Origin of the sequence: Bradyrhizobium sp. SZCCHNRI3043 (genome assembly GCF_032377735.1) — a bacterium.
Lineage (GTDB): Bacteria > Pseudomonadota > Alphaproteobacteria > Rhizobiales > Xanthobacteraceae > Bradyrhizobium.
This window is the reverse complement of record NZ_JAUHID010000001.1, coordinates 1,152,759-1,178,325: the sequence shown is the minus strand read 5'-3', so window position 1 is coordinate 1,178,325 and position 25,567 is coordinate 1,152,759. Positions and strand designations below refer to the sequence as shown.

24 protein-coding genes are annotated in these 25,567 nt (G+C 64.7%); 12 read left to right on the top strand and 12 right to left on the bottom strand.

What is annotated here, in order from left to right; all coding sequences use genetic code 11:
* Window positions 1–72: 72 nt before the first annotated feature.
* From QX124_RS05655 to QX124_RS05630, 6 genes are all read right to left on the bottom strand, one after another.
* Entirely contained in the window at window positions 73–1,191 is a 1,119-nt protein-coding gene (locus QX124_RS05655; RefSeq protein WP_315777076.1) for a cobalamin-independent methionine synthase II family protein, read from the bottom strand.
* A 423-nt stretch (window positions 1,192–1,614) separates the two neighbouring features.
* On the bottom strand, window positions 1,615–2,331 hold the full coding sequence (locus tag QX124_RS05650; protein ID WP_315782789.1) for an ABC transporter ATP-binding protein: 717 nt from the start codon (window positions 2,329–2,331) through the stop codon (window positions 1,615–1,617).
* On the bottom strand, window positions 2,331–3,077 hold the full coding sequence (locus QX124_RS05645) for an ABC transporter ATP-binding protein (RefSeq protein ID WP_315738986.1): 747 nt from the start codon (window positions 3,075–3,077) through the stop codon (window positions 2,331–2,333). Before QX124_RS05645 ends, QX124_RS05650 begins: the two co-directional genes overlap by 1 nt.
* Window positions 3,074–4,111: a branched-chain amino acid ABC transporter permease gene (locus QX124_RS05640; RefSeq protein ID WP_315738987.1), complete on the bottom strand. Its 1,038-nt coding sequence runs from the start codon at window positions 4,109–4,111 to the stop codon at window positions 3,074–3,076. Before QX124_RS05640 ends, QX124_RS05645 begins: the two co-directional genes overlap by 4 nt.
* 7 nt (window positions 4,112–4,118) lie before the next feature.
* Complete coding sequence (locus QX124_RS05635; protein WP_315738988.1) at window positions 4,119–4,988, bottom strand: branched-chain amino acid ABC transporter permease; 870 nt, start codon at window positions 4,986–4,988, stop codon at window positions 4,119–4,121.
* A 238-nt stretch (window positions 4,989–5,226) separates the two neighbouring features.
* Entirely contained in the window at window positions 5,227–6,405 is a 1,179-nt protein-coding gene (locus tag QX124_RS05630; protein ID WP_315712906.1) for an ABC transporter substrate-binding protein, read from the bottom strand.
* A gap of 332 nt (window positions 6,406–6,737) precedes the next feature.
* Here QX124_RS05630 and QX124_RS05625 point away from each other — a divergent pair, with 332 nt between their 5' ends.
* On the top strand, window positions 6,738–6,989 hold the full coding sequence (locus QX124_RS05625) for a hypothetical protein (protein WP_315738989.1): 252 nt from the start codon (window positions 6,738–6,740) through the stop codon (window positions 6,987–6,989).
* Window positions 6,990–7,004: 15 nt separating this feature from the next.
* Here QX124_RS05625 and purU read toward each other — a convergent pair whose 3' ends face one another.
* Window positions 7,005–7,868 carry a formyltetrahydrofolate deformylase gene (gene purU, locus QX124_RS05620; protein WP_315738990.1) on the bottom strand — a complete coding sequence of 288 codons (864 nt, stop codon included), beginning with the start codon at window positions 7,866–7,868 and terminating at the stop codon, window positions 7,005–7,007.
* Between the two features lie 156 nt (window positions 7,869–8,024).
* Between purU and QX124_RS05615 the strand changes: the two genes are divergently transcribed.
* Window positions 8,025–8,867, top strand: coding sequence for a uroporphyrinogen-III synthase (locus QX124_RS05615; RefSeq protein WP_315796582.1), 843 nt, complete (start codon window positions 8,025–8,027; stop codon window positions 8,865–8,867).
* Window positions 8,868–8,879: 12 nt separating this feature from the next.
* Here the strand turns inward: QX124_RS05615 and QX124_RS05610 are convergent, their stop codons facing one another.
* Window positions 8,880–9,674, bottom strand: a complete 795-nt coding sequence (locus QX124_RS05610) for an N-acyl homoserine lactonase family protein (RefSeq protein ID WP_315796581.1) — start codon at window positions 9,672–9,674, stop codon at window positions 8,880–8,882.
* A 25-nt stretch (window positions 9,675–9,699) separates the two neighbouring features.
* Entirely contained in the window at window positions 9,700–10,455 is a 756-nt protein-coding gene (locus tag QX124_RS05605) for an SDR family NAD(P)-dependent oxidoreductase (protein ID WP_315796580.1), read from the bottom strand.
* A 138-nt stretch (window positions 10,456–10,593) separates the two neighbouring features.
* Between QX124_RS05605 and QX124_RS05600 the strand changes: the two genes are divergently transcribed.
* Window positions 10,594–11,511 (top strand): AraC family transcriptional regulator, encoded by a 918-nt coding sequence (locus QX124_RS05600; RefSeq protein WP_315796579.1) that lies wholly within the window; start codon window positions 10,594–10,596, stop codon window positions 11,509–11,511.
* A gap of 80 nt (window positions 11,512–11,591) precedes the next feature.
* Here the strand turns inward: QX124_RS05600 and QX124_RS05595 are convergent, their stop codons facing one another.
* The 3 genes from QX124_RS05595 to QX124_RS05585 all read right to left on the bottom strand — a co-directional run bounded on the left by QX124_RS05595 (window position 11,592) and on the right by QX124_RS05585 (window position 14,418).
* Window positions 11,592–12,545: a GDP-L-fucose synthase gene (locus QX124_RS05595; RefSeq protein ID WP_315796578.1), complete on the bottom strand. Its 954-nt coding sequence runs from the start codon at window positions 12,543–12,545 to the stop codon at window positions 11,592–11,594.
* Window positions 12,529–13,584 (bottom strand): GDP-mannose 4,6-dehydratase, encoded by a 1,056-nt coding sequence (gmd, locus tag QX124_RS05590; RefSeq protein WP_409997659.1) that lies wholly within the window; start codon window positions 13,582–13,584, stop codon window positions 12,529–12,531. The genes QX124_RS05595 and gmd overlap by 17 nt, the downstream gene beginning before the upstream one ends.
* A gap of 159 nt (window positions 13,585–13,743) precedes the next feature.
* A complete protein-coding gene (locus QX124_RS05585; protein ID WP_315777070.1) occupies window positions 13,744–14,418 on the bottom strand; it encodes a Crp/Fnr family transcriptional regulator in 675 nt (224 codons plus the stop codon).
* Window positions 14,419–14,748: 330 nt separating this feature from the next.
* Here QX124_RS05585 and QX124_RS05580 point away from each other — a divergent pair, with 330 nt between their 5' ends.
* The 9 genes from QX124_RS05580 to QX124_RS05540 all read left to right on the top strand — a co-directional run bounded on the left by QX124_RS05580 (window position 14,749) and on the right by QX124_RS05540 (window position 25,028).
* Window positions 14,749–15,570: an ABC transporter ATP-binding protein gene (locus QX124_RS05580; protein WP_315712912.1), complete on the top strand. Its 822-nt coding sequence runs from the start codon at window positions 14,749–14,751 to the stop codon at window positions 15,568–15,570.
* Window positions 15,567–17,498, top strand: a complete 1,932-nt coding sequence (locus tag QX124_RS05575; RefSeq protein WP_315796577.1) for a long-chain fatty acid--CoA ligase — start codon at window positions 15,567–15,569, stop codon at window positions 17,496–17,498. The genes QX124_RS05580 and QX124_RS05575 overlap by 4 nt, the downstream gene beginning before the upstream one ends.
* 121 nt (window positions 17,499–17,619) lie before the next feature.
* Window positions 17,620–18,513: a branched-chain amino acid ABC transporter permease gene (locus QX124_RS05570; protein ID WP_315796576.1), complete on the top strand. Its 894-nt coding sequence runs from the start codon at window positions 17,620–17,622 to the stop codon at window positions 18,511–18,513.
* A 109-nt stretch (window positions 18,514–18,622) separates the two neighbouring features.
* Window positions 18,623–19,696 (top strand): branched-chain amino acid ABC transporter permease, encoded by a 1,074-nt coding sequence (locus tag QX124_RS05565; protein ID WP_315796575.1) that lies wholly within the window; start codon window positions 18,623–18,625, stop codon window positions 19,694–19,696.
* A 58-nt stretch (window positions 19,697–19,754) separates the two neighbouring features.
* Complete coding sequence (locus QX124_RS05560) at window positions 19,755–21,041, top strand: ABC transporter substrate-binding protein (RefSeq protein ID WP_315759164.1); 1,287 nt, start codon at window positions 19,755–19,757, stop codon at window positions 21,039–21,041.
* Window positions 21,042–21,183: 142 nt separating this feature from the next.
* The gene (locus tag QX124_RS05555; protein ID WP_315759165.1) at window positions 21,184–22,023 is read left to right on the top strand and encodes an ABC transporter ATP-binding protein; all 840 of its coding nucleotides are present in this window, start codon (window positions 21,184–21,186) and stop codon (window positions 22,021–22,023) included.
* 126 nt (window positions 22,024–22,149) lie between these two features.
* Window positions 22,150–23,370, top strand: a complete 1,221-nt coding sequence (locus QX124_RS05550; RefSeq protein WP_315796574.1) for a phenylacetate--CoA ligase family protein — start codon at window positions 22,150–22,152, stop codon at window positions 23,368–23,370.
* Between the two features lie 136 nt (window positions 23,371–23,506).
* Entirely contained in the window at window positions 23,507–24,697 is a 1,191-nt protein-coding gene (locus QX124_RS05545) for a CoA transferase (protein ID WP_315777064.1), read from the top strand.
* Window positions 24,698–24,866: 169 nt separating this feature from the next.
* Window positions 24,867–25,028, top strand: a complete 162-nt coding sequence (locus QX124_RS05540; RefSeq protein ID WP_315739007.1) for a hypothetical protein — start codon at window positions 24,867–24,869, stop codon at window positions 25,026–25,028.
* Window positions 25,029–25,567: the final 539 nt, after the last annotated feature.

Here is a 25,567-nt window from a genome sequence, read left to right as displayed (position 1 = left end):
CGAAGCGACCGTCTTAGTCAGCTGCCCCGGGTAAGGTACGGGTCTGACTTCAATGGGCTCCTGTCCGCAGGCTTACTTCCCCCAGATTTCCTCGGCGAGCTCGACGCAGAGGCGCAGCTTGGCCCACTGCTCCTCTTCGCTCAGGATGTTGCCTTCCTCGGTCGAGGCGAAGCCGCATTGCGGGGACAGCGCGAGCTGGTCGAGCGGGGCGAACTTCGAGGCCTCCTCCAGGCGGCGCTTGATGTCGTCCTTCTTCTCGAGTTCGCCGACCTTCGAGGTGACGAGACCGACCACGACGACCTTGTTGCCCTTGGGCAGGAAGCGCAGCGGCTCGAAGCCGCCGGCGCGCTCGCTGTCATACTCCAGGAAGTAGCCGTCATAGTTGGTGTTGGCGAGCATGGTCTCGGCCACCGGCTCGTAGCCGCCCGAGGAGATCCAGGTCGAGCGGAAATTGCCGCGGCAGACGTGGGTCGTAATCGTCATGTCGGCGGGCCGCTCGGCGATCGCGTAGTTGATGATGCGCGAATAGATCTGCTGCAAGCCATCGGGATTGTCGCCACGCTCCCTGGCCTTCTGCAATTCGTCCTGCGAGCACAGATAGGCCCACACGGTGTCGTCGAACTGCAGATAGCGGCAGCCGGCGTCGTAGAACGCCTTCACGGCCTTGCGATAGGTCTTGCCGAGATCCTCGTAGAAGGCGTCGAGATCGGGATAGACGTCCTTGGAGATCGACTTGCGGCCGCCACGGAAGTGCAGCACGGCCGGCGACGGGATCGTCATCTTCGCCGTCACATGCGCGGTGTCGGCGTGCTTCTTCAGGAAGCGGAAATGGTCGAGCATCGGATGATCGGTCGGGAAGTCGAGCTTGCTGATCACGCGCACCGCGTCATGACGGGTCTGCACGCCCGTGAACTGGATGCCGGTGTCGGGATGGAACAGCTCGCAGCCAGTCAGCTTGGCGAGGAAGTCGAAATGCCACCAGGAGCGGCGGAACTCGCCATCGGTCGCAAGCTTCAGGCCGGTCGAGGCCTGGCGGTGCACGACCTTCTCGATCTCCATGTCCTCGATCTTTCGGAGATCGTCGGCCGAGATCTCGCCCTTCTCGAGTTTGGCGCGGGCTTCCTTGATCTTCTGGGGCCGCAAGAGGCTGCCGACTTCGTCGGCGCGGAATGGGGGCTTGGTGCGTTGCATGTGCTCACTCCTTGGAAGGCGTCGATTCGTTGGATAGACTTGTTGGGCCGGTTGCGATCTGCCTTGGCGTGCGATCCGGGCAAAGCGTCATGGACGGGTCCATCCCCTACCCCGTATCCGATCGGTATACAATTCCGTTGGAACGGGGAGCTTGGCCCGGTCCCCCGCCACACCGCTCGCCTGGGCTGCCAGAAATCATCCAGGGGTGATTTTGCGACCGTCTCCGGGTGGGCCGAGGCGGAAGGGCCGGGTTGCCCTTTGTCGGCGCTTCACGATCGTTCCCTGCGATGGCGAATCCTGCATACCAATGTGGCAGAGGCGGCGCGGCACACCGCAATCGACCCCCGCACCGCGTGCGTGAACCATATCACAACTGCAACCGAAGATGACGCTGCCCGGCTGCCGTCGAGCCGGTTGATCGGGTCAATGCGCCGCCGCGCTCGCAACCCCCAGATGCCGCTCAAGCGGCGCCGGATCGGCCTTCAACGCGCTGGACGGGGCATCATGCACGATAGTGCCGCGCTCCAGGATGACGACACGATCGGCCAGCGCGAGCAGCTTCTGCGCGTGCTGCTCGACGATAACAGAGCACAGCCCGCCGGCCCGGCTGATGGTGCCGATCGCGGCCAGCAGCTCCTCGACGATGATCGGCGCCAGGCCCTCGGTCGGCTCATCCAGCAGCAGCACCTTCGGGTTCAGGGTCAGCGCGCGGCCGATCGCCAGCATCTGCTGCTCGCCGCCCGACAGCTGGTTGCCGAAATTGTTGCGGCGCTCCTTCAGCCGCGGAAACATCTGGTAGACGCGCTCGACCGTCCAGGGGCCGGGCTGCGCCACCGCGGTCATGTTTTCCTCCACCGTGAGCGAGCGGAAGATGTTGCGCTCCTGCGGCACCCAACCGATGCCGGCACGGGCGCGCTGATCGGCGCGCAGGCTCGTGATGTCGGTGCCCGCCAAGGCCAGCTTGCCGGAGAAGCGGCGGGTGACGCCAACGATGGAATTGATCAGCGTGGTCTTGCCAGTGCCGTTGCGGCCGAGCAGCGCCAGCACTTGGCCCTCGGGCAGCTTGAGCGACATGTTCGGCAGCACGACCGCCTGACCGTAGCCAGCGCGCAGGTTCTCGATGGTCAGCAGATCGGTCATCACGCAGCCTCGCCGAGATAGACCGCCTTGACCTGCGGATCGCGCGCGACCTCGTCGGGCGTGCCTTCGACCAGCAGAGCGCCGGAGACCAGGACCGAGATGCGGTCGGCGAAGGAAAAGACGAGATCCATGTCGTGCTCGATCAGCAGCACCGTCACGTCGCGCGGCAGCGCGGCGACGGCGGCGAGAATGTCCTTGCGCTCTCCCTCGGGCACGCCGGCGGCGGGCTCGTCGAGCAGCAGCACGCGGGGCTTGGCGGCGATCGCGACGGCGATCTCTAGCAGGCGCTGCTTGCCATAGGGTAAGGTCGAGGTACGATCATTCATCACGTCGAGCAGGCGGAAGCTCTCCAGCGTCTCGGCGATCTCGGCATTGATGTCGTCGCGCGTGCCCATGCGCCGCCACCAATTGCCGCCGCCGCCGAGGCGCTCGGACACGGCAAGCCCGATGGTCTCCAGCGGCGTCAGGTCCGGATAGAGCTGATTGATCTGGAAGGTGCGCGACAGGCCGCGCAGCACGCGCTTGTGCACCGGCAGATCCGTGATGTCCTGGCCTTCGAGCAGGATGCGCCCCGCGCTCGGCTCCAGCACGCCGGTCAGTTGATTGATCACGGTCGTCTTGCCGGCGCCGTTCGGGCCGATCAGCGCGTGGCGCGCGCCCGGCACGATCTGCAGCGACAGGTCGCGGGTGACGTGAAGGCCGCCGAAATGCTTGTCGAGGCCGCGGGTTTCCAATGCGTAGGTCATGGCGCCTCGTTATCGGTGAGGGCCACCGCGGCCTTGCGGCCGGCGATCTGGCGCAGGATGAGGTTGGGCAACCACAGCGCATAGGCGTGGATGCGGTGACGGCCCACCAGCACGATGACGACGAGCACGAGGCCGATCCAGAACATCCAATATTGCGGCGTGATCCACTGGAACAGCTCCTGCAGCATCCGGAACACGGCGGCGCCGATCAGCCCGCCATAGAGATAGCCGGAGCCGCCGATGACCAGCATCAGCACCAGGTCGGCGGAGCGCTCGAACGAGAACACGTCGAGCGAGGCCAGCGCCGTGGTCTGCGTGAACAGCGCGCCGGCAATGCCGGCATAGAACGCTGCGACGGTGTAGATCGCGATCAGCCGCTTGTTGACGGGAATGCCGACGGCGGCGGCCCGCAGCGGATTGTTCTTGATCGCGCGCAGCGACAGGCCGAACGGCGAGTGCACGATCGTCCGCGCCAGCAGAAACAGCACGAACAGCACCGCAAGCGCATAGAAGAACCCCGTCTTGCCGAACATGTCGAAGGCGAACACGCCGAAGATCGGCTGGATGTCGATGCCCTGGAGACCGTCGGTGCCGCCGGTGATGTTGGAAAAGCGCTCCGCCAGCGCCTCCATCAGGAGCGCGATGCCGAGCGTCACCATTAGTCGCGTCAGGTCGACGCCGCGGATGACCAGGAAGCTGGTGGCGAAGCCAAGCACAGTGGCGGCAAGTCCCGCCACGATCAGCGCCAGCACCGGCTCATTGATGATGCCGTGCACCGAGAGCAGGCCCGCGCAATAGGCCCCGACGCCGAAGAAGGCCGCGTGCCCGAGCGAGACGATGCCGGCGTAACCGAGGATCAGGTCGAGCGACAGAGCGAACAGCGCCAGCCGCAGGATCTCGGTCATGATCAGGTAGCGCGATGGAAACGCGAGGCCAACCGCCAGCACGACGATCCAGAAGGCGAACTCGCTCCAGTGCCAGCGGCCGTGCTGCCTGGCGTGAAATCCGACCTCGGTTTGTGCATTCGTCGTCATGCGATCCTCACCGCGTCGCCGTGCGACCGAACAGACCGTTCGGGCGCCAGATCAGGATCACGATCATGATGGTGTAGATGACGAAAGGGCCAAGCTTCGGCACGTAATATTTGCCGGCAACGTCGCCGATGCCGAGCAGCAGCGAGGCCAGGAACGGCCCGGTGATCGAGGACGAGCCGCCCACGGTGACCACAATCAGGAAGTAGATCATGAACTTGAGCGGGAAATACGGATCGAGGCCGAGGATCTCGGCGCTGAGCGCGCCGCCGAGGCCGGCCAGTCCGCAGCCGAACGCAAAGGTGAAGGCGAACACCTGCGGCACGTTGATGCCGAGGCCGCTCGCCGCGCGCGGATCATCGACCGCGGCGCGCAGCCGGCTGCCGAACCGCGTCTTGGAGAGCACCAGCTGCAGCCCCACTGTAAGCAGGCCGCATATCACGATGATCATCAGCCGGTAGCGGCCGATGCCGACGCCGAAGACGTCGAACTGGCCCTGCAGCACGTCCGGCAGCTTGATGAAGATTCGCGAGGAGCCCATGATGTAGTCGACAGCGGCCACCGTCATGAAGACGAGTCCGATCGAGAACAGCACCTGGTCGAGATGGCTGCGCGCATAGAGATGCTGATAGAGTGTCCGCTCCAGCAGCGCGCCGATCATGGCGCTCGCGACGAAGGCCAGCGGCAGCGCTGCGAAGAACGGCCATCCCATTCGGTTGACGAGCACGGCGCAGACATAGCCGCCGGCCATGGCGAAGGCGCCGTGGGCGAGGTTGACGAAGTTCATCAGGCCGAGCGTCACGGCGAGCCCGCAGGCCAGCACGAACAGCAGCATGCCGTAAGCGACGCCGTCGAACAGGTTGGTGAGGATGGCGGTCATGGAATCGAGTTTCAGTCCCCGGTCATCCCTTCATCCGAAGGGCATGCATACAACGCTTGCTCGGTCTGCGCCTCTCCCGCTTGCGGGGGAGGTCGGATCGCATCGGAACGATGTGATCCGGGTGGGGGAAATCTCTCCACACGACGCGTGTGCCGTGGGGTGCCGCCACCCCAGCCCTCCCCCGCAGGCGGGGGAGGGAGCGCACGGTCCGTGCGCGCTTGAGATGACGCCTATCGCGTCACTTCTTGGCCTTGCCCGGGTCCTTGACGGCGTCGAAGGTCTGGAACTCGACGTTGTAGAGCTCACCGTCGACCTTCTCGACCTTGCGGATGTAGACGTTCTGAACGATGTCGCGCGTCTCCGGATCGATCGAGATGGGACCGCGCGGGCTCTCCCAGGCCATGCCCTTCATCGCAGCAATCAGGGAATCGCCGTCGGTCTTGCCACCGGTCTTCTTCAGCGCCTCGTAGATCAGATGGATGCCGTCGTAGCCACCGACTGCCATGAAGCCTGGACGGCTGTTGAACGCCTTCTTGTAGGCCGCGACGAACTCCTTGTTCTTCGCCGACGGATGCGCCGCCGAATAGATGTGCGCGGTGACGGCGCCGAGCACGGCGTCGCCCATGTCATTGAGCAGGTCGTCGTCGGTGACGTCACCCGGTCCGATCACCTTGATGCCGCTCTTGTCGAGGCCGCGCTCGGCATATTGCTTCATGAAGTTGCCGCCCTGGCCGGCCGGCACGAACACGAACATGGCGTCCGGCTTGGCGTCCTTCATGCGCTGCAGGAAGGGAGCGAAGTCGGGGTTCGCCAGCGGAACCTTGATTTCCTCGACGATCTCGCCGCCGCCGGCGGTGAAATGCTCCTTGAACGAGGCCAGCGCGTCGTTGCCCGGCGCGTAGTCCGAGGTCAGGGTGGCGACCTTCTTGATGCCGTTCTTGACCGCCCAGTCGCCGATGATGGTGGAGGACTGCGGCAGGGTGAAGCTGGTGCGGACGATGTACGGCGACTTCTCGGTGATGATGGAGGTGCCGGCGGCCATGACGACTTCCGGAATCTTGCCCTGGGTGGCAAGCGGCGCGGCGGCGAAAGCCGCCGGCGTCACGCCGAAGCCGGCGATCACGTTGACCTTGTCGTTGACGATCAGCTCCTGCGCCAGACGCTTGGTGTTGTCGGGCAGCGCGGCGTCGTCCTTGAGGATGACCTGGATCTTCTTGCCGGCGACGGTGTCGCCGTTCTGCTGCATGTAGAGCTTGATGGCATTGTCGATCTGCTTGCCGGTCGACGCCTGGCCACCGGTCATCGGCACGATCAAGCCGATCTTGAATGCGTCTTCGGCCCGCGCCGCACCGGACGCGAGCGCAGCCGCGGCAAGAGCCGCACTGGCGAGCGTCAGTGTCTTGCTTCGCACGAACATTGAAACTACCTCCCTGGTCGGATCAGGACCGCAGCCCCCGGCCATTGTTGTCTTAACCGTGCGATCTCGTTCACGATATCGCGGGCGCATCGCTGCGGACTCGGGACCCCGTTGTCAATGGCGATCATGGGAGGCTTCGTGAACGGTAGGTTTCCGCAACGGACCACCAATCCGTGATTGGTATATTAGTACCGACATCATCGAACGGCCAAATTTTACCAATTGATGGCAAATCGTTAGGGTCCGGGCCGCGGGTCGCCCGCAGCACGAAAGGTCCCCCGTCAATGCCGGCCAGACGCCACCCCCGGACCAGGCTCTTTCCGGCCGCAACGATGCTTCTGGCCGTGGCCGGGCCGATCCTCGCCGGCTGCTCGTCGATCAATGAGAAGGTCGGCGCGGGGATGGGCGATCTGATGCCGCAATGGGCCGGCGGCCTGCCGGCCGGTGCGCCGCCCCGTCCAGGAACCCCGGAATACGACCGTTTCATGCAGGAGCGCGAGCGGCAGCGGCAGATGCCGGCCGCCGAACGCGACAAGGAGACGCAGTCGAACGCCAACGCGCAGGCGACCGTCCCCGGCCGCTGACGGGCGGTCGCGACATCAATCCATGAAGACGACGGTCTTGCGCCCGTTGAGGATGACGCGATCCTCGAGGTGATAGCGGATCGCCCGCGCCAGCACGCGCCGCTCGATGTCGCGGCCCTTGCGCACGAGGTCCTCCGGCGTGTCGCGATGGCTGATGCGCTCGACATCCTGGTCGATGATCGGACCCTCGTCGAGATCCCGGGTCACGTAATGAGCTGTGGCGCCGATCAGCTTGACGCCGCGCTCATAGGCCTGGTGATAGGGTTTTGCGCCCTTGAAGCCCGGCAGGAACGAATGATGGATGTTGATGCAGCGGCCCGATAGGCTCGCCGACATCTCGTCCGACAGGATCTGCATGTAGCGCGCCAGCACGACGAGATCGGTCTTCGTCTCATCGACCAGCTTCAGGATCGCCTGCTCCTGGTCGCGCTTGGTGTCCTTGGTCACCGGCATGTGGTGGAACGGGATGTCGCCGAAATCGAGCCCGGCATAGGTTTCGCGCGGATGGTTGGAGACGATGGCGGTCGGAATCATCGCGAGGTCGCGGGTGCGCCAGCGATAGAGGATGTCGACCAGACAATGGTCGAACTTCGACACCAGCAGCATCACCCGGCGCTGCCCGGCGCGGTCACGCATCTGCCAGTCCATCGCAAAGCGCTCGGCGATCGCGGCGAAGCCGGTCTGCAGCGCCGGCAGGTTGACGGCGAGATCGGCGGCCGTGAACACCACCCGCATGAAGAAGTGCCCCGTCTCGAAGTCGCCGAACTGCTGGGCATCGAGGATGTTCTGGCCGTTATGGGCGAGGAAGGTGGAGACGGCCGAGACGATCCCGGGACGATCCGGGCAGGACAGGGTCAGGACATACTGGTGGTCGGACATGGCGATGACGTACCGGGCGGATGATGTGAGGATGAATGATGCGGCAGGCTTGGCGCCCGTTCGGGCCCTGCTCTATCACCCTCCACGCCCTTGCGCCAACGCTCGGCGCGGGGGCAGGATGAACAAAACATCAACTCTCAAACTTCGAGCATCGCCATGGCTGACAGGCTGACCGGCAACCGCATCCTGATCCTGGAAACCCGCGAGGAGGCGCAGTTCTCGCGGCTGCTCGCCGAGCAAGGCGCCGACGTGCTGCAATGTCCGATGTTCACGATCCAGGATGCGCCGGACCCCGCGCCGATCGAAGCCTGGATCCGCCGCTGCATCGAGCGGCCGTTGGATGATCTCGTGCTGATGACCGGCGAAGGTCTGCGGCGGTTGATGACGGTGGTGCGGAGAATCGGGCTCGAGACCGAATTCATCGCGGCGCTTCGCAAGGCCCGCAAGTTCACCCGCGGCCCCAAGCCGGGCCGCGCCTTGCGCGAGCTCGGGCTCGAGCCGCAGGTCACGACCGAGAAGCCGACGTCGGAAGGCGTCGCCGAATTGTTGGCGCGCTTCGACCTCAAAGGCCACCGGCTCGGCCTCCAGCTCTATCCCGACAAGGATCATGCGGCGCTGATCGGCGCCATCGCGGCCGCGGGCGCCGAGGTCGATCCGGTGCTGCCCTACGTCTACGACGCCAAGGCCGCGGATGCGAACATCCTCACCGCGATCGACGAGATGATCGCCGGCAAGGTCGACGCGATCGCGCTGACGAGCTCGGGCCAGCCGCGGCGGCTGTTCGACGTCGCCAAGGCACATGGCGTCGAAGACCGCCTGCGCCAGGGACTGGCGCGCACGCCGATCGCCTCCGTGGGGCCTGTGGTCACCGAGGAGCTGCATGCCCATGGCGTTGCGCCGACGATCACGCCCGCGGGCGAGGCCTATTTCATGAAACCGCTGATCTCGGCCATGGCGGTGGCGCTCAGTGGAAAGCCGCCGCGGACGGCGACGAGCTGAACGGCCCGGAACTCAATCGAAGTAGAACGGCGCGTGTGCGATCGTCGCATTCTGCACGATATCGTGGTTGATCCAGAGCTGCGCCCCCTCGGCCCGAACGACGGCATCGACGCGCGCCATCGATCGTTGCGACTGCTCCGCATCGGCGTTCATGGTCGGCACGCAGCGATGCTCCATGTTGTAGCGGTCATGCGCAACGTCGCCTGACAGCAGGATCGGCCCGGTGTTCGCGAGCCGGACCAGCAGCGAACTGTGCCCTGGCGTATGTCCTGAGGTCGCGATCACACGGATCGAACCATCACCGAACATGTCATGGTCTCCGTCCATCAGTTCGACCTTTGCCTGCCTCAGGCATTCATAAAGCAAAGGCACATAGCCATGCTGTCGATAGTCGGGACCGAACATCGCCCGATGCTCGTCCCGCTGGATGTGCCACGTGGCATGCGCGAACAGCCGCGCATTGCCGACATGGTCGAAATGCGCATGAGACAGAATGACCGTCGCCACATCCTCGGGCACAAGTCCGATATCGGCGAGTTGGCTGACGATCGGGCGCGCAACGACGCCCCTGATGCCGTGGGCGATGATCCGGCCGCCGGCCTCCTCTGCGATCGTATCCTCGATGCCGGTATCCCACATGATCCAGGCGCCGCCACGATGGATCAGGTAGGCATTGCAGCTCAACGTGACCTGTTCGCCCTCCCACTGTCCCGGCGTATAAACCGATCGATCAGGCGCGACCGCGAGCCCGGCATCCAGCACGTAGAGCCGATCGATGGTGCCGGCGGGTCCTGCTGAAACTGACATGGGAGATCTCCCGGATTTGCTCGTCTCAGATGCCTTGTCCACCCGAGACTTCGATCCGCTGCGCGTTGACCCAGCGATTGTCCTCCGACAGCAGGCTCGCGATCATCGGCCCGATGTCGTCGGGCAGGCCGGCGCGGCCGAGCGCGGTGATGTCCGCAAACACCCTGTTGATCTCGGGATTGTCGCGAACCACCCCGCCGCCGAAATCGGTCTCGATCGCACCGGGCGCCACCGTGTTGACCGCGATCCTGCGGCCCCCCAATTCCTTCGCCATGTAACGGGTCAGCACCTCGACCGCGCCTTTGACCGCCGCATAGGCGGCGTAACCGGGAAACGACGTACGGGTCAGGCCGGAGGACAGGTTGACGATGCGGCCGCCATCGGCGAGCAATGGCAGCAATGTCTGCGTCAGGAAATAGACGCCCTTGAAATGGACGTCGACCAGGCGATCGAATTGCGCCTCAGTGGTCTGGCCGATCAAGGCATAGTCGCCATGGCCGGCATTGTTGACGAGATGGTCAAACGTCTCTCGGCCCCAGGTCTCGCGCAACGCGGTCCGCAGCCGCTCGGCAAACGACATGAAACCTGCGACGTCACCGGTGTCCAGTTGCAAGGCGACAGCCTTGCGGCCCAGCGCAGCGATCTCCGCCATGACCGCGTGAGCGTCGTCCACTCTGGACTGGTAGGTGAGGACGACGTCGCCACCGCGGCGGGCGATGTTGAGCGCGGCGTTGCGGCCGAGGCCTCGGCTCGAACCGGTCACGAGAGCAATCTTGGTCATGGTCTGAACTCCTGCGGTCTTGACCACCCCGATATCGACCAGGCGCGCGCGCCTTTGTTGCCGGAAGCTCGCCGCTTCTTGCCTAATCCTCCAAAATGCGGTGCATCGCCGGCGTCGACCGGTTAGGCTCGGACCATGATGAGCACGCTCCTTCACGCCGTGGGCCGCCACGCCGAAGCCCATGCCGACGGTGCCGGCATTGGCCAAACACCAATCCCGGGCCTGATGACCGTACGGGCGACCGCGCCCAGCGGCCTCCTCTACGCGATCTCGCGGCCGCTGGTCTGCCTCGTCGTGCAGGGGAGCAAGCATGTCACGATGGGCGGCCAGGGCTTCGGCTTTTCCGTTGGGGATTCGCTGTTGATCACGGCCGACGTGCCGACCGTCAGCCAGATCACGCGCGCAAGCATCGCGGCGCCCTATCTCTCGCTCGTGCTCGAGCTCGATCCGGCGATTCTCACCGATCTCTCGGCACAGATGGATGACGCCGGCGGAGACGACCAGGCGCCGGTCCGAGTCGACCCGACCGATCGCGAGGTGGCCGACGCTGCACTACGTCTGATGCGCTTGCTCGATCGTCCGGAATCGATACCGGTGCTGCGGGGACAGTTGTTGCGCGAGATGCACTACTGGCTGTTGACCGGCCGGCATGGAACGGCGATCCGTCGTCTCGGCTGGCCGGATGGCCACGCGCAGCGTATCGCACGCGCAGTGGCCGTGCTGCGCACCGAGTTTGCACGGCCCTTGCGGGTCGAGCAATTGGCGGCCGTCGCGGGCATGAGCCCGTCGTCATTCCACCAGCACTTCCGCAGCCTCACCTCACTGTCGCCGCTCCAGTTCCAGAAGCAGCTTCGGCTGATCGAGGCGCGACGGCTTATGCTGGCGGAGGGCATGACCGCAGGCAGCGCGGCCTTTGCCGTCGGCTATGAGAGTGTGCCGCAGTTCACGCGCGAATACGGCCGGATGTTCGGCTCGTCGCCGGTGCGCGAGATCAAGGCGGTGCGCAGCAAGATAGGGGCTGTGCAAGGAGCCGCCGAGGGACGCGCGGCCGAATGACAGGGGTTCGCGGAGCAAGTCAGCGTCTCACGTTCGGTCCTGGACGGCTTCGACGCTGCCGCGGCTCGCAAGGACGGATGTTACTCTGCGCCATGCCCCGTCTCCTTGAGGAACGACTGATACGCACGCGCGAGGCCGTCCTGAAGCGAGGTCGTGGCGCGCCAGCCCAGCTTCGAGAGCCGTGACACGTCGAGCAGCTTGCGCGGCGTGCCGTCGGGCCTTGAGGTATCGAAGCCGATGGCTCCTGTGTAGCCGACGGCCGCTGCAACGACGCGCGCGAAATCGGCGATCGTGATGTCCTCGCCGGTGCCGATGTTGACCAGCTCCGAATCCGAATAGGTCTTCATCAGATGCACGCAGGCATCCGCCATGTCGTCGACATAGAGGAATTCGCGCCGCGGCGTTCCCGTGCCCCAGACGACCACCTCGGGTGCATCGGCAAGCCTGGCCTCGTGGAAGCGGCGGATCAGCGCCGCGACGACGTGGCTGTATTCAGGATGGTAGTTGTCGCCGGGACCATAGAGATTGGTCGGCATCACGTTGATGAAGTCGGCGCCGTACTGGCTGCGATAGGCCTCGACCATCTTGATGCCGGCGATCTTGGCAATCGCATAGGGCTCGTTGGTCGGCTCCAACGGCCCGGTCAGCATCGCGTCCTCGCGCAACGGCTGGGGGGCGAGCTTGGGATAGATGCAGGACGAGCCGAGAAACATCAGCTTCTCGGCGCCGTTCACATGCGCGGCGTGGATGACATTGGCAGCAATCGCGATGTTGTCGTAGATGAACTCGGCGCGCAGCGTGTTGTTTGCGACGATGCCGCCGACCTTCGCCGCAGCGAGGAACACGACCTGCGGCCTGGCGCGCGCGAACCATGCGAACACGGCCGCCTGATCGCGCAGATCGACCTCGCTGCGCGGCACCGTCAGCAGCTCGACGCCTTCGCTCGCCAGCCGCCGCACCAGCGCGCTGCCGACCATGCCGCGATGGCCCGCGACGAAGACACGCTTGCCGCCGAGATCAAACGGCGTTGCCAATGCTCGCCTCCCGCCGCGCGGCGCACAGATCGCTGGCGACCATTTCCTTGACCAGCTCGGCGAAGCTCGTCCTCGGTTTCCAGCCGAGCTTGTCGCGCGCCTTGCTGCAATCGCCGATCAAGAGGTCGACCTCGGTCGGGCGGAAATAGGTCGGGTCGATCCGCACCACCACCTTGCCGGACTTGGCGTCGATCCCGGTCTCCTCGACCCCCTCGCCGCGCCATTCGATGCGGCGATCGACCTCGGCGAAGGCGAGCTCGACCAGCTCGCGCACCGAATGGGCCTCACCGGTCGCCAGCACGAAATCGTCGGGCGTATCGGCCTGCAGGATGCGATGCATGCCCTCGACATAGTCGCGCGCATGGCCCCAGTCGCGCTTGGCCTCGAGATTGCCGAGATAGATCGTCTCCTCCAGGCCGATCTCGATGCGGGCGACGCCGCGGGTGATCTTGCGGGTCACGAAGGTCTCGCCACGGATCGGGCTCTCATGGTTGAACAGGATGCCGTTGCAGGCGAACATCCCATAGGCCTCGCGATAGTTCACGGTGATCCAGTAGCCATAGAGCTTGGCGCAGCCGTAGGGCGAGCGCGGATAGAACGGCGTGGTCTCCCGCTGCGGGATCTCCTGCACCAGACCGTACAGCTCCGAGGTCGAGGCCTGGTAGAAGCGCGTCTGCTTCTCCATGCCGAGAATGCGAATGGCTTCCAACAAGCGCAGAACCCCGAGCGCATCGGCATTGGCCGTGTATTCCGGGCTCTCGAAGCTGACGCCGACATGGCTCTGGGCGGCGAGATTGTAGATCTCGTCGGGGCGGATCTGCTGCACCAGCCGGATCAGGTTGGTGGAATCGGTCATGTCGCCGTAATGCAGCAGGAACGGCACGTTGCCTTCGTGCGGATCCTGGTAAAGATGATCGACCCGCGCGGTATTGAAGGATGACGACCGCCGCTTGATGCCGTGCACGGTGTAGCCGAGGCCGAGCAGATATTCGGCCAAATAAGCGCCATCCTGGCCGGTGACGCCCGTAATCAGCGCCACGCGACCGCTGCAATCCTGCCCCGCCATACTCACTCCAACACCGTCTCGGCCCTTCAAGGCCGGAGTTCCCGGTGAGCAGTCCACAGCCGAGGCCGCGGGTCAAGCTCAACGACGAACCAGCGCCGGATAGACCCTGAAGGGGCCTGCGAAAAGCGGAATCTAATCCCCGTAACAGCGCAGGCTGTCGAGATCGATGACCGTCACTCCGCCATATTCCACGCGCAGCAGGCCTTCGCGCTCCAGCGTCTTCAGGCATTGATTGGCATTCTGCCGCGACAGGCCCGAGAGCGCGCCGATCTCCTCCTGGGTGATCTCCAGGTGACGGGTCGTATTCGGGTAGAGGATCGGATTGAACAGCGAAGCGATGCTGCGGGCGAGCCGCGCCGTCGCATCCAGCGTGCGGCCGACCTCGACCAGGCCGATGAACTGGCCGAGCCGCTCGTTGAGCTGGGTGACGAGGAAGCGGTTGAAGCCGACGCTGTTCTCGAACAGCCACATGAAGGTCGGCCGCTCCATCAGCGCGACGCGCGTATCGCGCAGCGCCACGACATCATAGCGGCGCGGCTCGTTCTTCAGCACGCTGCCCTCGCCGAACCAGGCGCCCGCCGACATGCCGGCGAAGGTGGTGGCCTTGCCGCCGCGTGACACCGTGCTCATGCGTGCCAGACCGGTGACGATACCGGTCCAGTATTCGAACGGGTCGCCGCGAACGAAGATGTGCTCGTTGGCCGCATAGGAACGCTCGACGATGCCGGACGAGGCGGTGTCGATTTCCTCGGGCTTCAAATGGCGGGACCATGGCGCGATGCGCAGAAGGGTATCGGAAGAGATCAAGCCGTCATCTCGTCTCGTGGAAGCTCGCGGCGACCATATTGCATCGCAACAATCCTGCGGTGAAATTTGCCTGGGAAATGTCAGGCGCAAGACAGTTCCTGATAGCGCTTTCCCCTATCGAGGACCACCGCCTTCGACTCGCGCATCCCGGGATGGGATGACGCGCGCCTGAGATGCGGCAAAATGCACCCGCTCGGGTGGCCCGTCATTCGTCGGATGGCGCGGAACTCATGCCCGGGATAGGATTGCAACCGATGCGACGAGCCTAACGTCGCACGACACGATGCCTGAAGAGCGCGCCAAGCGCCGAAGACAGTTCGGGAGGACGACTTGGACTATACGTTGGAAGCGCGCGGAGTCTCGCTGCGTTTCGGTGGGGTGAGAGCCCTGACCGACGTTAGCTTCGGCGTGCGCGAAGGCGAGCTGTTCTCGATCATCGGCCCCAACGGCGCCGGCAAGACCTCGATCGTCAACTGCATCTCCGGCCGCTACAAGCCGACCGAAGGCCGCCTGTTCCATCGCGGCCGCGACATCACCGGCCTGCCGCCGAGCGCGCGCGCCAACATCGGCATCGGCCGCACCTTCCAGAACCTCGCGCTGTTCCACCACATGAGCGTGCTCGACAACATCATGGTCGGGCGGCATCACCTCTTGAAGAACAACTTCCTCACCGGCTCGCTCTACTGGCTCACCGGCGCACGGCGGGAGGAGTTGAAGCATCGGGAGAAGGTCGAGCAGATCATCGACTTCCTCGACCTGCAGTCGGTGCGCAAGGCGCCGGCCGGCACCCTCTCCTACGGTTTGCGCAAGCGCGTCGAGCTGGCGCGCGCGATGGCGCTCGAGCCACATCTCATCCTTCTCGACGAGCCGATGGCCGGCATGAACTTCGAGGAGAAGGAGGACATGGCGCGCTACATCGTCGACCTCAACGAGGAATTCGGCATGACGGTCGTGATGATCGAGCACGACATGGGCGTGGTCATGGACATCTCCCATCGCGTCATGGTGCTCGATTTCGGCCGCAAGATCGCCGAAGGCGACCCGGCCGCCGTGCTCGCCGATCCCCACGTCAAGCGCGCCTATCTCGGCGAGGAGGACGAGCTGCTGGTCGATCCCGACGAGGCGCCGTCCATCGCGGAGGACGCGGCATGATGGACTATGCAGGGCGCGTCCGGCAGGCCGACACCTATCCGAAGCTGCTGCGCCTCAATGCAAGCGAGCACGGCAAGGAGATTGCGCTGCGCGAGAAGAATCTCGGGCTGTGGAGGACCTTCACCTGGGTCGACTACCAGGCGCGGGTGCGCGACTTCGCGCTCGGCATGGTCGAGCTCGGGCTCGGCAAGGACGATGTGATCGGAATCATCGGCGACAACCGGCCGGACTGGGTCGCGGCCGAAATCGCGACCCACGCGATCCGGGCCTTGAGCCTGGGCCTCTATCGCGACGTGCTCGATGACGAGGCGGCCTATCTCTTGAACTATGGCGAGGCGCGGCTGGTCTTCGCCGAGGACGAGGAGCAGGTCGACAAGCTCTTGAACCTCGCCGACCGCGTGCCGGTGCTCAAGCACATCGTCTATTCCGATCCGCGCGGCATGCGCAAATATGACGATCCCCGGCTGCTGCCGGCCGACAAGCTCGCCGAGCTCGGCCGCAACAGAGCGGCGCGCGAGCCCGGCCTCTACGACCACATGGTCGATGCGACAAATGGCGATGACGTCGCGATCCTCTGCACCACCTCGGGCACGACATCGCATCCCAAGCTCGCGATGCTCTCGGCGGCGCGCGTGCTGAAACACTGCGCCACCTATCTCAGCTTCGATCCCAAGGGCCCCAACGATGAATACGTCTCGGTGCTGCCGCTGCCCTGGATCATGGAACAGGTCTATGTGCTCGGCAAAGGTCTGCTCTGCCGGATGAAGGTCAACTTCGTCGAAGAGCCGGATACGATGATGAACGACTTCCGCGAGATCGCGCCGACCTTCGTGCTGTTCGCACCAAGGGTGTGGGAGCAGATCGCGGCCGACGTTCGTGCCGCCGTCATGGACGCCTCGCCGCTGAAGCAGCGGCTCTATCATCTGGGCATGTCGACCGGCCTCGCCGCGCTGGAGAAGGGTCAGCATTCGAGCTTTGCCGATCTGCTGCTGTTCCGTGCGCTGCGCGACCGGCTCGGCTTCACCCGGCTGCGCTCGGCCGCCACCGGCGGCGCCGCGCTCGGGCCCGACACGTTCAAGTTCTTCCGCGCCATGGGCGTGCCCCTGCGCACGCTCTACGGCCAGACCGAGCTGCTCGGGGCCTACACGCTGCACCCCGACGACAAGGTCGATCCCGACACGACCGGCGTGCCGATGTCCCAGGACATCGAGATCAAGATCGACCAGCCCGACAGCCAGGGCATCGGCGAGATCCTGGTGCGCCACCCGAACATGTTCTTGGGCTACTACAAGAACCCGGAGGCCTCGACCGCCGACGTCAAGGACGGTTGGATGCACTCGGGCGATGCCGGCTATTTCAACCGAGAGAAGCAGCTCGTCGTCATCGACCGCATCAAGGATCTCGCCGAGACCGCACGCGGCGAACGCTTCTCGCCGCAATATATCGAGAACAAGCTGAAATTCTCGCCCTACATTGCGGAAGCCGTCGTGCTCGGTGCCGGCCGCGAGCATCTGGCGGCGATGATCTGCATCCGCTACTCGATCATCTCGAAATGGGCGGAGAAGAACCGCATCGCGTTCACCACCTACTCCGATCTCGCCTCGCGCAACGAGGTCTATGCGCTGCTGCAGCGGGAAGTGGAAACGGTCAACGCGACCTTGCCCCCGGCGCAGCGCATCGCCCGCTTCCTCCTGCTCTACAAGGAGCTCGACGCCGACGACGGCGAGCTGACCCGCACCCGCAAAGTCCGCCGCAGCGTCATCAACGAGAAATACGCCGGCATCATCGACGGAATCTATGGCGGCAAGCCGGACATCCCGGTGGACACCATCATCCGTTTCCAGGACGGCACCACCCAGCGCATCCGCACCACGCTGAAGGTCGTCGACCTCGGCGGCCATGGACCCATGGCGGAGGCCGCGGAGTGATGAGTCTTCCGTCACATGAGATCGTCATGCGCGGGCTCGACCCGCGCATCCATCCTATTGGGAAGATCTCTGATGCGATGGATCGCCGGGTCAAGCCCGGCGATGACGAGTGAGACCGATCATGAACACCGCCTTCCTCCTCCAACTCCTCGTCAACGGCCTCGTGGTCGGCACGCTCTACGGCGTGGTCGCGATGTCGTTTGTGCTGATCTACAAGGCGACGCAGGTCGTCAATTTCGCGCAAGGCGAGCTGCTCCTGATCGGCGCCTGGGTGTGCTGGGCATTGCTGACGAAATATCAAGTGCCGTTCTGGGTGGGCATGCCGCTCACGCTGTTCTTCATGTTCGCGTTCGGCATCGCGATCCAGGTCGTGATCCTCCGGCCTATGATCGGCGAGCCCATCATCTCCGTCATCATGGTCACGATCGGTCTGTCGACCGTGTTCCAGGCGGCGCTGAAATGGATGTTCGGCGTTAACCCGCAGCCGTTCCCGCCGGTGTTCGCCAGCACGTCCGTCGACCTGTTCGGACTGCAAATCCAAACGGTCTACGTCATGAGCCTCGCGGTGTCGGTCCTGATGATGCTTGGCATGGCGTGGTTCTTCAAGGCTTCCAAATACGGCCTTGCGATGCGGGCCACCGCCTTCAACCAGCAGGTCGCGCAGTCGCTCGGCATCTCCGTCAAGAACGTGTTCGCGATGGCCTGGGCGATCTCGGCGACTGTCTCCGCCGTGGCCGGCGTCGTCGTCGCCGTGGTCAACGGCGTCTCCTCCGGCCTGTCGGCCTACGGCATCAAGGTGTTTCCGGCGGCGATCCTCGGTGGCCTCGACTCCGTCGGCGGCGCCGTGCTCGGCGGCATCATCATCGGCCTCTTGGAGAACATCGCGCAATATGTCGACAGCCAGTATCTGCACTGGGGCAATCTCTACGAGATCGCGCCGTTCTACGTCCTGATCATCATCCTGATGATCAAGCCCTACGGCCTGTTCGGCACCAAAGACATCGAGCGGATATGAGCATGATCGCCGAAAAGTGGAGGCCGGTTTTCGGTAACGATCATGCTCAAACAAAACAGAAGGGCGCGCCCATGACTCAATTCAAGCCTCAGGCGAGATAGAGCCCGCCATGGTCGCACGTTCCACGATCCCCGCCGGTGACTTCCGCACCTCCTACGCGGCCGACACCACGATCTTCCCGACCAGAACCAGCCGCAATTTCGCGATTGCGGGCGTGATCCTCTTGTGCTTCGCGCCGCAGGCGTTCTCCGAATACTGGCTGTCGGTCTCGATCCAGATCGGCATCTTCGCGATCGCGGCGCTTGGCCTCAACATCCTGGTCGGCTTCACCGGCCAGATCTCGATCGGCCAGGCCGGCTTCTTCCTGCTCGGCGCCTTCACCTCGGCCTACATCAACAACACCTATGCCATCCCGGTGTTCTTCGCGATCCCGCTCGCGGGCGTGATCACGGCCCTCGTTGGTCTGATCTTCGGCCTTCCGGCAGCGCGGCTGAAGGGGCTCTATCTCGTCATCGCCACCCTCGCTGCGCAATATATCCTGCTCGACTTCTTCTCCCGCGCCGAATGGTTCTCCGGCGGCTCGGTGCCGGCCTCGGCCAATCCGTTCTCGATTCTAGGCTACACGCTGCGCGGCGACCGGCAATATTTCTATGTCGTGCTGGCCTATGTCGTGGTCTGCTACCTCCTGGTCACCAACCTGATGCGCACCCGCGACGGCCGCGCACTGATCGCGATCCGCGACCATTATCTCTCCGCCGAGATCATGGGCATCAACCTGACCAAATATCGCACGCTCTCGTTCGGCCTCGCCGCCTTCTTCGCCGGCATCGCGGGCGCGCTCTACGCGCATTACCAGCTCGTGATCTCGCAGGAGGGTTTCGGCATCGAGCGCTCGATCCTCTTCCTGGCCATGATCATCATCGGCGGCACCGGATCGATCATGGGCACATTGATGGGGACCACGTTCGTCGTGCTGCTGCCGGAATCGATGGAGTGGCTCAGCCACAATCTGAAGGGCAGTGCCATCGACAAGGCGCTCGCGCTCAACAACAACATCACTTTTTTGCGCGAGATCGCAATCGGCCTGATCATCATCGCCTTCCTGATGTTCGAGCCGGACGGGCTGGCGCATCGCTGGCGACAGATCAAGACATACTGGAAGCTTTATCCGTTCTCACATTGAACTCAACCAACAGGGACCGGCGACAATCCGGCCCGAACGCACCACAGGAGGAAGCACTATGACGATGAAATCATTGCTGGGCTCGGCGGCTCTCGCGCTGCTCGCAGGCGCCTTCGCTTCAACGGCGCAGGCGCAGCAGATCGCGATCGGCCATCTGCAGGATCTGTCGGGCGGCACGTCCGACGTCGGTACACCCTATGGCCAGGCCGTCGTCGACAGCTTCGCCTGGGTCAACAAGAACGGCGGCATCGGCGGCAAGCAGCTCGCGGTCGATAGCAACGACTATGGCTACCAGGTGCCGCGCGCGATCGCACTGTACAAGAAGTGGTCGGCGCCGGACAACAAGGTCGCGGCGATCATGGGCTGGGGCACCGCGGACACCGAGGCGCTGACCGGCTTCCTCGCCAACGACAAGATCCCTGACATGTCGGGCTCCTACGCCGCCGCGCTGACCGACCCCGAAGGCACCAGCGGCAAGGCCAAGCCCGCCCCGTATAACTTTTTCTACGGCCCGAGCTACTCGGACGCGCTGCGCGCCGAGCTGACCTGGGCGGCCGAGGACTGGAAGGCCAAGGGCAAGCCGGGCAAGCCGAAATTCGTCCACATGGGCGCCAACCACCCCTATCCCAACGCGCCGAAGGCTGCGGGCGAAGCGCTCGCCACCGAGCTCGGCTTCGAGGTGCTGCCGCCGCTGGTGTTCGCGCTCGCGCCCGGCGACTACAGCGCGCAGTGCCTGAGCCTGAAGAGCTCGGGCGCGAACTACGCCTATCTGGGCAACACCGCGGCGTCCAACATCTCGGTGATGAAGGCCTGCAAGAATGCCGGCGTCGAGGTGCAGTTCCTGTCCAACGTCTGGGGCATGGACGAGAACGCCGCCAAGACCGCGGGCGATGCCGCCAACGGCGTCGTCTTTCCGCTGCGCACCTCGGTGGCCTGGGGCGGCGATGCGCCGGGCATGAAGACGGTGCAGGAAATCTCGAAGATGTCCGACCCGACCGGCAAGGTCTACCGCCCGGTGCACTACGTCGCCGCAGTCTGCTCGTCGCTCTACATGAAGGAGGCGATCGAGTGGGCTGCGAAGAACGGCGGCGCCACCGGCGAGAACGTCGCCAAGGGCTTCTACCAGAAGAAGGACTGGGTGCCGGCCGGCATGGAAGGCGTCTGCAGCCCCTCGACCTGGACCGACAAGGATCATCGCGGCACCATGAAAGTCGACCTCTATCGCGCGCGCGTGACGGGTCCGACGGATGGCGACCTCAACGAGCTCATGGCCAAGGGCGTGATCAAGCTCGAGAAGGTGAAGACCATCGAGCTGCCGCGCAAAGCCGAATGGGCTGGGTGGTAGTTCCTTACACCAGCGTCATGGCCGGGCAGAAGCGCGAAGCGCGTCTTTGCACAATCCCCCGGCCATCCACGTCTTGCTTCACACGCTGATAGGCGTGGATGCCCGGGTCAAGCCCGGGCATGACGACGGATAGAGTGTCGCCATGACCGATACACTGGAAAATCTGCGGACGGCCGCAACTGCTGGGGCACCCGCCCCCCTGCTCTCCGTCCGCAACATCGAGGTCGTCTATGACGACGTCATCCTGGTGCTGCGCGGGCTCAGCCTCGATGTGCCCAAGGGCGCGATCGTCGCGCTGCTCGGCGCCAACGGCGCCGGCAAGTCGACGACGTTGAAGGCGATCTCCGGCCTCTTGAAGACCGAGGACGGCGAGGTGACGCGCGGCGAGATCATGTTCGACGGCGCGCGCATCGACGGCATCGATCCGGAGAAGATCGTCCGTCGCGGCATCTTCCAGGTGATGGAAGGACGCCGCATCGTCTCCGACATGACCTCGCTGGAGAACCTCAAGCTCGGCGCCTTCACGCGCAGCGATCGCGAGGTCAACAGCGACATCGAGATGGTGTTCAACTATTTCCCGCGGCTGAAGGAGCGCACCGGCCTCGCGGGCTATCTCTCCGGCGGCGAGCAGCAGATGCTGGCGATCGGGCGCGCGCTGATGGCGCGGCCGAAGATGATCCTGATGGACGAGCCGTCGATGGGCCTGTCGCCGCTGCTGGTCAAGGAGGTGTTCGCGATCATCAAGGAGATCAACCGCGATCTCGGCGTCACCATCCTGCTGGTCGAACAGAACGCGCGCGCGGCGCTGTCGGTCGCCAGCCACGGCTACATCATGGAACAGGGCAAGGTGGTGCTCGACGGCACCGCGGATGCCTTGCGCGACAATGAGGACGTCAAGGAGTTCTACCTCGGCGGCGCCGGCGACCAGCGCAAGAGCTTCAAGAACCTGAAGAGCTTCAAGCGGCGGAAGCGGTGGCTGTAGCCGAACTCTCTCCTCGTCATGGCCGGGCTTGACCCGGCCATCCACGCGCGAGCCGCAACGACGAACGACGTGGATGCCCGGGACAAGCCCGGCCATGACGACCGCAAGATTCAAGGACTGGGTACGATGACCCACTACGACGCCCTCGAAACCCGTGATCCCGCAGCCCGCGAGCAGGATCTGTTCGGCCGCCTGCCCGACGTGCTGCACGCGGCGATGAAGGCGCCGGCCTATGCCGCGCTGCTGCAGGGCATCGATCCCCAGGACATCACGACGCGCGCTGCGCTCGCGCAACTGCCGGTGCTGCGCAAATCCGAGCTGCCTGCCCTGCACAAGGCGGCCCCGCCATTCGGCGGCTTCGTCGCGCAGGCGCCCGGCGCGTTCTCGCGCCTGTTCACGTCGCCCGGGCCGATCTTCGAACCGGAGGCGGCGCACAACGATCCCTGGCGCGGCGCCCGCGCGCTGTTTGCCTCCGGCTTCCGTCCCGGCGACGTCGTGCTGAACACCTTCAGCTATCACCTCACGCCCGGAGGCTTCATCTTCGACGCCTCGGCGCGCGCGCTCGGCTGCGCGGTGATCCCGGCGGGGCCTGGGAACACCGAGGCGCAGTTCGAGCTGATCGAGGCCTACCGGCCGATCGGCTACAGCGGCACGCCGGACTTCTTGAAGATCCTGCTCGACGGCGCCGCCAGCGCCGGTCGCGACGTCTCCTCGATCAAGCGCGCGCTGGTGTCGGGCGCGGCGTTCCCGCCATCGCTGCAGGCCGAGATCAAGGGCCGCGGCATCGACGCCTATCAGGCGTTCGGCACCGCCGATCTTGGCATCGTCGCCTACGAGACCGCCGCGCGCGAGGGCATGGTGGTCAACGAGGACCTGATCTTCGAGATCGTCCGGCCCGGCACCGGCGATCCGGTCCAAGAGGGCGATGTCGGCGAGATCGTCGTCACCTCGCTCGATCCCCACCATCCTTGGATTCGCCTGGCACTCGGCGATCTCACCGCCGCTCTCCCGGGTCTCAGTCCGTGTGGCCGCACCAACATGCGGATCAAGGGCTGGATGGGGCGCGCCGACCAGACCACCAAGATCAAGGGCATGTTCGTGCGCCCCGAGCAGGTCGCCGAGATCGGCAAGCGCCACCCGGAGCTCGGCCGCCTCCGCCTGGTCGTAACCCGTGCCGGCGAGACCGACGCGATGACCTTGAAGGCCGAGTGCGCGGCGCCCGCAGCCGACCTGCAAGAGGCGCTGGCCGCCAGCCTGCGCAGCGTCACCAAGCTCAGCGGCCAAGTCGAGCTGGTCGCGCCGGGCACGCTGCCCAACGATGGCAAGGTGATCGCCGACGAGCGGTGAGCGCGCGCAAGTTCCGCTCAAGTAGAAGCCCTGCACCAGCGGCATGAGCAGCGCGGCACGCACCGCTGTCCGCGCAATTGTCGCGCTGCGCGCGCTCTCCTATACAGCCATGTCGCCTCTCTCGGAGTTCGTCCGCATGGCCTTCCCGCGCGCATCCAAAGCCCTGTCCCGCTTCACTGTCCTCGATTTGACGCGGGTGCGCGCCGGCCCGACCTGCGCGCGGCAGTTCGCCGATTGGGGCGCCAACGTCATCAAGATCGACGCCATGATGGAGGATGGCGGCGAAGCGCTTGGCGGCCCGCGCCGCGGCGCCGACTTCCAGAACCTGCATCGCAACAAGCGCGCGATGACGCTCAATCTGAAGGATCCGAAGGGCGTCGACGTGTTCATGCGGCTCGCCGAAAAAGCCGACGTCGTGATCGAGAACTACCGGCCCGACGTCAAGACCAAGCTCGGCATCGACTATGAGGCGGTGCGCAAGGTCAATCCGCGCATCGTCTATGGCAGCATCTCCGGCTTCGGCCAGGATGGTCCCTATGCCAAGCGGCCCGGTTTCGACCAGATCGCGCAGGGCATGGGCGGGCTGATGTCGATCACCGGGGCACCTGGCGAGGGTCCGATGCGCGCGGGCATCCCGATCGCAGATCTCTCGGCAGGGCTCTCTTGCGCGATGGGTATCCTCACGGCGCTGCTCGAGCGCGAGGTCTCCGGCGAGGGCCAGTGGGTCCAGACCTCGCTGCTGCAGGCGCAGATCTTCATGCTCGACTTCCAGGCCGCCCGCTGGCTGATGGAGAAGGAGGTCGCGCCGCAGGCCGGCAACAATCATCCGACCAGCATCCCGACCGGCGTGTTCAAGACCTCCGACGGCTACATCAATATCGCCGCGACCGGCGGCCGAATCTGGGAGCGGCTGTGCCAGACGCTCGGTGCCTCCCAATGGATCGACAATCCGGACTACGCGACGGCACCGGCGCGTTCGAAGAACCGCGACGCGCTCAATGCCGAGATCAACGCACGCACGCTCGCCAAGACGAGCGAGCAATGGGTCGCCGAGCTGAATGCCGCGGGCGTGCCGTGCGGGCCGATCTACGCCATCGATCAGATGTTCGAGGACCCGCAGGTCAAGCATCTCGGCATGGCGCAGCCGGTGCCGAACGACGACGGCCGCCACATCACGCTGGTGGCGCAGCCCTTCACCCTGTCACGCACGCCCAGCCGGATGGCGGCGCGGCCGCCGGAATTCGGCGAGCAGACCGAGGAGATCCTGTCCGAATTCGGCTTCACCGACGGCGAGATCGCCGATCTCCGACTGCATCGCGTCGTGTGAGCAGGTGCAATATGTCCAAGCTGCGGCATCCCGCCGCTGTGGCCCAGATGTCACCACGTTGGAACTTCAGACTTGGCCGGATTGAGGCCAAGGCAAGATCGGGTTAATCTCTTCGCATCAGTTGATCGCGGACCCCCTCGGGGCCCGTGCGTGTGAGGAGTAGCGGATCATGAGCGCATCCGAGTTGAACGAGTTTCTGACGGCGATGAACATCGTGCGCGACGTCAACGGAGCCGCTTTGAATCACCCCGGCGCTCTGCCGTTCGACGAGACGATGCTCGACAACGAGTCCGACTGGTACCACATGCCGGTGGCCGAGAAGGCCAACTGAAGCTGACCTTCCTCGGGTTCGCGCGCTCTCTTTCCTACATCGCCTTTGCCCAAAGCCTCCTTCCGAGAAGCCGGACGGAGGCTTTTTCATTTCGAGGCGCAACCGGGATGAGCTGCGAACTCTGATCCACCGAACGCAAAAAAAGCCCGACGCAAGCGCCGGGCAAGGGATCGTCTCGGGAGGAAACATCAGGGCGCGATGACCAGAGATCAGGCACCGCGCGTGAGCAGTTCAGAACTGCCCATGAATGAAGCCTACCACTCTCCTGCCTAAAAAGCTGTCATCGCAAAGACACAACCTCTGGAGAAGCGCCGGACGGCTTCGAACATCGGTACGATTGTTTTGGTGTTCCCAGCCAAGCTCTATCCACCACAATCCGCAAACCAATTACGGCATGGTCCCAATCAGAAACTCGCAACTGATGCCGATGGTCGTTGGAGCCTCAGCGTGGCCTGTTCACCCGCCGCGTTTGGTCTGCTCGGTCCGCGAGGCTGACGCGCAGGGAGAATCTGGGCAATTCAGGTGCTCGTCGCGGTCTA

Excerpts from the sequence above, each read along its gene's own strand:
- QX124_RS05545 (WP_315777064.1), top strand. The coding sequence starts at position 23,507 with ATGGCCTTCCCGCGCGCATCCAAAGCCCTGTCCCGCTTCACTGTCCTC.
- QX124_RS05655 (WP_315777076.1), bottom strand. The coding sequence starts at position 1,191 with ATGCAACGCACCAAGCCCCCATTCCGCGCCGACGAAGTCGGCAGCCTC.
- QX124_RS05555 (WP_315759165.1), top strand. The coding sequence starts at position 21,184 with ATGACCGATACACTGGAAAATCTGCGGACGGCCGCAACTGCTGGGGCA.
- QX124_RS05615 (WP_315796582.1), top strand. The coding sequence starts at position 8,025 with ATGGCTGACAGGCTGACCGGCAACCGCATCCTGATCCTGGAAACCCGC.
- QX124_RS05610 (WP_315796581.1), bottom strand. The coding sequence starts at position 9,674 with ATGTCAGTTTCAGCAGGACCCGCCGGCACCATCGATCGGCTCTACGTG.
- QX124_RS05640 (WP_315738987.1), bottom strand. The coding sequence starts at position 4,111 with ATGACGACGAATGCACAAACCGAGGTCGGATTTCACGCCAGGCAGCAC.
- QX124_RS05550 (WP_315796574.1), top strand. The coding sequence starts at position 22,150 with ATGACCCACTACGACGCCCTCGAAACCCGTGATCCCGCAGCCCGCGAG.
- QX124_RS05645 (WP_315738986.1), bottom strand. The coding sequence starts at position 3,077 with ATGACCTACGCATTGGAAACCCGCGGCCTCGACAAGCATTTCGGCGGC.
- purU (WP_315738990.1), bottom strand. The coding sequence starts at position 7,868 with ATGTCCGACCACCAGTATGTCCTGACCCTGTCCTGCCCGGATCGTCCC.
- QX124_RS05630 (WP_315712906.1), bottom strand. The coding sequence starts at position 6,405 with ATGTTCGTGCGAAGCAAGACACTGACGCTCGCCAGTGCGGCTCTTGCC.
- QX124_RS05625 (WP_315738989.1), top strand. The coding sequence starts at position 6,738 with ATGCTTCTGGCCGTGGCCGGGCCGATCCTCGCCGGCTGCTCGTCGATC.
- QX124_RS05570 (WP_315796576.1), top strand. The coding sequence starts at position 17,620 with ATGAACACCGCCTTCCTCCTCCAACTCCTCGTCAACGGCCTCGTGGTC.
- QX124_RS05600 (WP_315796579.1), top strand. The coding sequence starts at position 10,594 with ATGAGCACGCTCCTTCACGCCGTGGGCCGCCACGCCGAAGCCCATGCC.
- QX124_RS05650 (WP_315782789.1), bottom strand. The coding sequence starts at position 2,331 with ATGACCGATCTGCTGACCATCGAGAACCTGCGCGCTGGCTACGGTCAG.
- QX124_RS05635 (WP_315738988.1), bottom strand. The coding sequence starts at position 4,988 with ATGACCGCCATCCTCACCAACCTGTTCGACGGCGTCGCTTACGGCATG.
- QX124_RS05540 (WP_315739007.1), top strand. The coding sequence starts at position 24,867 with ATGAGCGCATCCGAGTTGAACGAGTTTCTGACGGCGATGAACATCGTG.
- QX124_RS05605 (WP_315796580.1), bottom strand. The coding sequence starts at position 10,455 with ATGACCAAGATTGCTCTCGTGACCGGTTCGAGCCGAGGCCTCGGCCGC.
- QX124_RS05560 (WP_315759164.1), top strand. The coding sequence starts at position 19,755 with ATGACGATGAAATCATTGCTGGGCTCGGCGGCTCTCGCGCTGCTCGCA.
- QX124_RS05565 (WP_315796575.1), top strand. The coding sequence starts at position 18,623 with ATGGTCGCACGTTCCACGATCCCCGCCGGTGACTTCCGCACCTCCTAC.
- QX124_RS05575 (WP_315796577.1), top strand. The coding sequence starts at position 15,567 with ATGATGGACTATGCAGGGCGCGTCCGGCAGGCCGACACCTATCCGAAG.